3 protein-coding genes and 1 pseudogene are annotated in these 6,605 nt (G+C 73.1%); all 4 read right to left on the minus strand.

All coding sequences use genetic code 11. The annotated features are described in order from the left end of the window. A partial coding sequence (locus BJF79_RS28750; RefSeq protein ID WP_158079321.1) for an amino acid adenylation domain-containing protein occupies positions 1 to 1,420 on the minus strand: 1,420 nt, incomplete at its 3' end. Between the two features lie 340 nt (positions 1,421 to 1,760). Then, positions 1,761 to 2,786 carry a condensation domain-containing protein gene (locus tag BJF79_RS28760; RefSeq protein WP_075902051.1) on the minus strand — a complete coding sequence of 342 codons (1,026 nt, stop codon included), beginning with the start codon at positions 2,784 to 2,786 and terminating at the stop codon, positions 1,761 to 1,763. Then, positions 2,783 to 4,030: a condensation domain-containing protein gene (locus BJF79_RS62075; RefSeq protein ID WP_143220267.1), complete on the minus strand. Its 1,248-nt coding sequence runs from the start codon at positions 4,028 to 4,030 to the stop codon at positions 2,783 to 2,785. Before BJF79_RS62075 ends, BJF79_RS28760 begins: the two co-directional genes overlap by 4 nt. Before the next feature lie 350 nt (positions 4,031 to 4,380). Continuing rightward, positions 4,381 to 6,582: pseudogene (locus BJF79_RS28765) on the minus strand (non-ribosomal peptide synthetase); the annotation flags it as partial. Positions 6,583 to 6,605: the final 23 nt, after the last annotated feature.

A 6,605-nucleotide genomic window follows, 5' to 3' on the forward strand; every position in this document is an offset into this window, starting at 1 on the left:
CCGCCGGGGCGGGCAGCGCGGCCCGGTCGAGCTTGCCGTGCACGGTGAGCGGGAGCGCGTCGAGGGCGGTCAGCGACGGCATCATGTGGTCGGGCAGCCGGGCGGCGGCGTGCCGGCGGAGGGCGGCGACGTCGATGCCGGACGGGACGACGTAGGCGGCGAGGCGTTCGTCGCGGACGATGACGGCGGCCTGCGCGACCCCGTCGAATCCGGACAGCACCGACTCGATCTCGCCGAGTTCGACCCGGTATCCGCGGATCTTCACCTGGTCGTCGGCGCGGCCGAGGTATTCGAGGGTGCCGTCCGGGCGCCACCGGGCGAGGTCGCCGGTGCGGTACATGCGGTCGCCGGGCGCGCCGAACGGGTCGGCGACGAACCGTCCGGCGGTCAGGCCGGGACGGTCGAGGTAGCCGCGGGCGAGCTGGACGCCCGCCAGGTACAGCTCGCCGGGGACGCCCGCGGGCGCCGGTTGCAGGGCGGCGTCCAGCACGTAGGCGCGGGTGCCGCGCTGCGGGCCGCCGATGGACGGCCGGTCGGTGCCGGGGACGAGCTGGTTCGTCGTGTCGATCGTCGACTCGGTCGGCCCGTAGAAGTTGCGGGCGGTGACGGCGGGCGCGAGGGCCCGCAGGTCGGTCCAGAGCGCGTCGCCGACGGCCTCGCCGCCGAGGAGCAGATGCGACGGGCGGTGCCGCCCGTCGTCGTCCAGCAGTCCCGCGTCGCGCAGGGACGCGAAGTGGGACGGGGTCGTGTTGACGAGGTCGATGTGCGCGCGCGCCGCGTACCGTGTGTACGCCTCGACGTCGCGGCGGGTGTCGTCGTCGATGAGGTGCAGTTCGTGGCCGTGCATCATCCACAGCAGGCCCATCCACGACGTGTCGAACGAGAACGACGCGAGATGCGCGAACCGCATTCGGCGTCCGCCCGCCGCCTCGATCGCGGGGTCGATGAACCCTTCCCGGTGCGCCTCGTAGTAGTTGAGGACGGCCGTGTGGGTGACGGTCACGCCCTTGGGGCGGCCGGTCGAACCGGACGTGTAGATCACGTACGCGGCGTTCGCGCCCCGGAGGGGACGGACGCGGCCGGGGGCGCCGCTCCCGTCGCCGGTGGACGGGACGTCGTCCGCGGTGATCGTGAGGGCGGGCGCGCAGTCGTCCAGCAGGTAGGCGATGCGGTCGGCCGGGTACTCCGGGTCGACCGGCACGTACGCGGCCCCGGCCTTGTGCACGGCCAGGATCGCGACGACGACGTCGGGCGTGCGGGGCAGGACGAGCGCGACGCGGTCCTCGGGGCCGACGCCGCGCGCGACGAGGTCGCGGGCGAGCCGGTTCGCGCGGTCGTCCAGTTCCGCGTAGGTGAGGGACGCGTCGCCGCAGACGAGCGCGACGTCGTCCGGGGTGCGCGCGGCCTGCGCCTCCCACAGGTCGGCGAGCGTCCCGGCGGGCGGGTCGGCGGCGGTGTCGTTCCACGCGGCGAGCGCGGCCCGCTCGCCGTCCCCGGCGAGGTCGAGGGCGCGACGAGCCGGGACGAGTCGTCGGCGAACGCCTCCAGGACGCGGCGGACGCGCGCGAGGAGCGCCTCGACGGTGTCGCGTTCGAACACGTCCGGCCGGAAGTGCAGCCGCAGCGACAGTTCGTCACCAGGCGCGACCACGAACGACAACGGGAAGTGCGTCGCGTCGTAGGAGTCGGCGGCCGCGATGCGGACGCCGTTCAGCGAACCCTCCGTCGACGCCGGGTCGAACGGGTAGTTCTCCAGCACCGTCATCGTGTCGAACAGCGCGCGCCGTGCCCGGCGGCCCGCTGGATGTCGGTGAGGCCGAGGTGGTGGTGCGCGAGCAGGTCGGTCTGCTCGGCCTGCAGCCGTTCGAGGAGCGCGGCGAGCGTCTCGTCCTGCCGGTACCGGACGCGGATCGGCAGCGTGTTGATGAACAGCCCGACCATCTGCTCGATGCCCGGCAGTTCGGGCGGGCGGCCCGAGACGGTCGCGCCGAACACGACGTCGCGGGAACCGAGGAACCGGCCGAGGACCAGGCCCCACGCGCCCTGCAGGACGGTGCTGAGCGTGACGTTGTGGCGGCGGGCCGCGCGGCTGAGGCGCCGGGTCGTCCGCCGGTCCAGCTCGGTGATCGTGCGTTCCGGCGGGCGGGGCGCGCGGGCGGCGGCCTCCGGCGCGACCAGGCAGGGACCGTCGACGCCGTCGAGGGCGCGGCGCCACGCGTCCTCGGCGGCCGCCCGGTCCTGCCGCGCGAGCCACGCGAGGTAGTTCTTGTACGGGGTGACGCGCGGGAACCCGGCGTCGCCGCCGCCCTGCACGTAGAGCATGAACAGCTCGGTCGCGAGGATCGGCGTCGACCAGCCGTCCAGCAGGATGTGGTGGTTGGTGAAGATCAGCCGGAACCGTTCAGGGCCGGTGCGGACCAGGACGAACCGCAGCAGCGGCGGCGCGGTCATGTCGAACCCGCGCACCCGCTCGCGCGCAACGATCGCGTCGGCCTCGGCGGCGTCCGCGGCCGTGACCTCCTCCCACGGCAGCTCCACCGTGCGCGGGATCACCTGCACCGGCCGCGACAGGTCCTCGTGCCAGAACGCGGCCCGCAGGTTCGCGTGGCGGCGCAGCAGCGTCGCCGCGGCCGCCCGCAGCGCCGCGGCGTCCAGCGGCCCCTCCAGGTCGAAGACGAACTGTGCCGTGTAGACGTCGGTGTCGTCGGCGTCGAACAGGGCGTGGAAGAAGAACCCCTGCTGCAACGGCGACAGCGGCAGGATGTCTTCAAGGTCCCCCCGGTTCAATGCTGGTTCCTCCAGGCGTTCTGCAGCGAGTCGATCTCACTCTGGTCGAGGTCCACCAGCAGGTCGGACGGGGTGAACCCGCCGACCGGCGCGGCGCCGTCCCCGGACGCGGCGGCGGTGACGCACGCGACGAGGCCGCGCAGCGCGGTGAACCACGCGTCCGCGAGCTCCCGCACGTCGGCGCCGTCCAGCAGCTCGCCCGGCCAGGTCCAGGTGGCGGACAGGACGGGGCCGTCCGGGAGGTCGCGGGTGATCGCGTTGATCTCCAGGGCGTGCGCCATCGGCATCCGCGGGTCCTCCCCGGCGGGCGGCTCCTCCGGCGCGATCGCCCAGTCCTCGGCGCCGCCGGGCGCGACCCGTCCGAGGTAGTTGAACGCGATCTGCGCGGACGGCGCCTCGGCCAGCTCCGCGGCCGCCTCGCCGTCCGGGTCGGCGTAGCGGAGAAGGCCGTACTGGAGCGCGTCCGGGACGGCCCTGAGCTGCTCCTTCACCTTCTTGACCGCCGTCGCGACGCCCGGCCCTCCCGCGCGTACCCGCGTCCAGTCGGCCGGGCCCGCGTCGAGCCGCACCGGGTGGATCGAGGTGAACCACCCGGCCGTCCGGGACACGTCCGCGCCCGGCACCACGTCGTCGCGTCCGTGCCCCTCCAGGTCGACCAGCACGTCGGTGCCGCGCCCGCCGCCGGGCCGGTGCCGCCGCCACTGCGCGACCGCGAGCGCCAGCCCGGCGAGCAGGACGTCGTTCGCGCGGGCGTTCCACGCGGCGGGGACGTCGGTGAGGAGCGGGCCGGTGTCGTCGGCGGGCAGGTCGAGGGTGACGTGCCGGGCGCGGGCCGCGATGTCGACGCGCGGGTCGAGGTCGCGGGACGCGAGCCGCTGCGGCGGGCCGTCCACGATGTCGAGCCAGTCTTCGAGGGCGTCCTCGCCGGGCGCGGCGGCGGTGAGCTTCTGCGCCCAGCGGCGGAACGAGGTCCGGACGGGCTGCAGGTCTCCCCCGGCCCACGCGGTGACCAGGTCGGGCAGCAGGATCCGCCACGTCACGCCGTCCACGACCAGGTGGTGCAGGACGACGAGGAGCCGCCCCTGCTCGTCGCCCGCGTCGAACCACACGAGCTGGGCGACCGCGCCGGTGCACGGGTCGAGCCGGTCGCGGGCGGCGGCGGCCTGCTCGGCGAGCAGCGCGGCGCGCTTGTCGTCGTCCAGGCCCGCGATGTCGACCCGGGTGACGAGCGCGGCGGCGTCCACCGCGCCCTCCGGGCGGACGACCGGTCGCCAGCGGTCGCGTCGTCGACGTCCAGGCGGAGGCGGAGGACGTCGTGGTGGTCGATCAGCGTGGCGAGCGCGTCCGTCAGCCGCTCGGCGCCGAGGGCGGGCGGCGTGCGGAGCAGCATCGACTGGTGGAACCCCGCGATGAGGGAGGCGTCGCCGTCCACACGCTCGCGCAGCCAGCCGACGATCGGCGTCACGGGGACGGGCCCGATGCCGGACCCGGGCGGTTCGGCCTCGACCTGCTCGTCCTCACCGACCGGACGTGCGGCGGCGGCGAGTTCCTCGACGGTCTGGTGCTGGAACACCTCGCGAGGGGTGATCGCCAGACCGTCCTGGCGGGCGCGGGACACGAGCTGGATCGCGATGATCGAATCGCCGCCCAGGTCGAAGAACCCGTCGTCCACACCGACCCGTTCGAGGTTGAGGACCTCGGCGAACAGGCGCGCGAGGGTTTCCTCTTGGGGGGTGGACGGGGTGCGGGAGGAGACCTTGGCCGACAGGTCGGGGGCGGGGAGGGCCTTGCGGTCGAGCTTGCCGTTGACCGTCAGCGGGAGAGCGTCGAGCTCGACGATGACGGCGGGGACCATGTAGTCGGGCAGATCACGGCCGACGAACCGGCGCAGATCGGACGTCTCGACCCCGGAGGCGACGACGTAGGCGACCAGACGATCGTCACGGACGACCACCGCCGCATCCCGAACGTCCGCGTGACGCGACAGCGCCGCCTCGACCTCGCCCAACTCGATCCGGAACCCGCGTAGCTGCACTTGCTGGTCGGCGCGGCCGAGGTATTCGAGGCGTCCGCCGTCCAGCCACCGGCCCAGGTCACCGGTGCGGTACATGCGGGTGCCGGGCTTGCCATGAGGGTCGGCGACGAACCGGCCGGCCGAGAGCGCCGGTCGGTTCAGGTAGCCGCGTGCCAGGCCGGGACCGGCGACATAGAGTTCACCGATCACGCCGGGCGGGACGGGCTGAAGACGATCGTCCAGGACGTAGACGCGCAGGTCGGGGATGCCGGTACCGATCACGCTGCCGGGAGCGGTCGCCGCGTACGCCCGATCGAGCGCCACATACGACACGTGCACCGTCGTCTCGGTGATCCCGTACATGTTCACCAGCGTCGGAGCATCCTCACGATGCCGCGAATACCAGTCGTCCAGCCGCCCCAACTCCAGGGCCTCGCCGCCGAACACCACGTAGCGCAGCGCGAGATCCCGGCCCGGGGTCTCCTTGTCGGCGGCCATGAGCTGGTAGAACGCCGACGGCGTCTGGTTCAGGACGGTCACGCCCTCGGCTTCGAGCAGCGCGAGGAAATCGCCGGGCGAACGAGACGTGAGGTAGGGGACGACGACGAGCCGTCCGCCGTACAGGAGCGAACCCCACAACTCCCACACCGAGAAGTCGAACGCGTACGAGTGGAACAACGTCCACACATCCTCCGGCCCGAAATCGAACCAGCCCTCGGTCGAGCGCAGCAGACGCACCACGTTCTGATGCGGGACGACGACACCCTTCGGGCGCCCCGTCGAACCAGACGTATAGATCACGTACGCCGGATTGTCCGGAGACACCTCGACATCGAGGTTCCCGTCGTCGTAACCGGGCGCCTCCACGTCCCCCGACCGGAGCGTCAAGGCCGGACGGGCGTCCTCCACCATGTACGCGATGCGATCCGCCGGATAATCCGGATCGATCGGGACATACGCCGCACCCGCCTTCAACACCGCGAGGATCGCCACCACCAGATCCGCGGACCTCGGCAACGCCAACGCCACGAACTGCTCGGGCCCCACACCACGATCCACCAAACGACGCGCCAAACGGTTCGCCCGCGCGTTCACCTCCCCGTACGTCCACGACACACCCTCGAACGTCACCGCCACCGCACCCGGACGCTCCGCCGCACGCGCCTCGAACAACGCCGGAATCGTCGTACGGTCGTCGGCGACGGCGACGGTGGCGGCCTCCGGGAGGCCGCCACCGGCCCAGTCGCCGAGGACGGCGGCGCGTTCGGCGGCGTCGAGGAGGTCGGGGGCGCCGATGGGGGCGTCCGGGTCGGTGAGGAGAGCGGCGAGGTACCGCTCGAAGCGCGCGATGAGGCGTTCGGCGGTGGCGGGGTCGAACAGGTCGAGCGCGTATTCGAGTTCGCCGTCGAGGCCGTCCGCCCGCTCGGTGAGGATCATCAGCAGGTCGAACCGGGACGCGCCGGCGTGCAGCTGTTCGAACTCGGCGGTGAAGCCGGGGAGTTCGATCCTGGCCTCGGGGTTGTTCTGGAACGTGAGGCCGACCTGGAACAGCGGGTGCCGGGCGAGGTGGCGCGGCGGGTTGAGTACCTCGACGAGCCGCTCGAACGGGACGTCCTGGTGCGCGTAGGCGGCGAGGTCGGTGTCCTTGACGCGCGCGACGAGTTCGCGGAACGTCGGGTCGCCGGAGGTGTCGGTGCGCAGCACGAGCATGTTCACGAACATGCCGATGAGGTCGTCGAGGGCCTCGTCGGTGCGGCCCGCGATCGGGGAGCCGACGGGCACGTCCGTCCCGGCGCCGAGGCGGG

The organism is Actinomadura sp. CNU-125, assembly GCF_001942465.1.
Classification (GTDB): domain Bacteria; phylum Actinomycetota; class Actinomycetes; order Streptosporangiales; family Streptosporangiaceae; genus Spirillospora.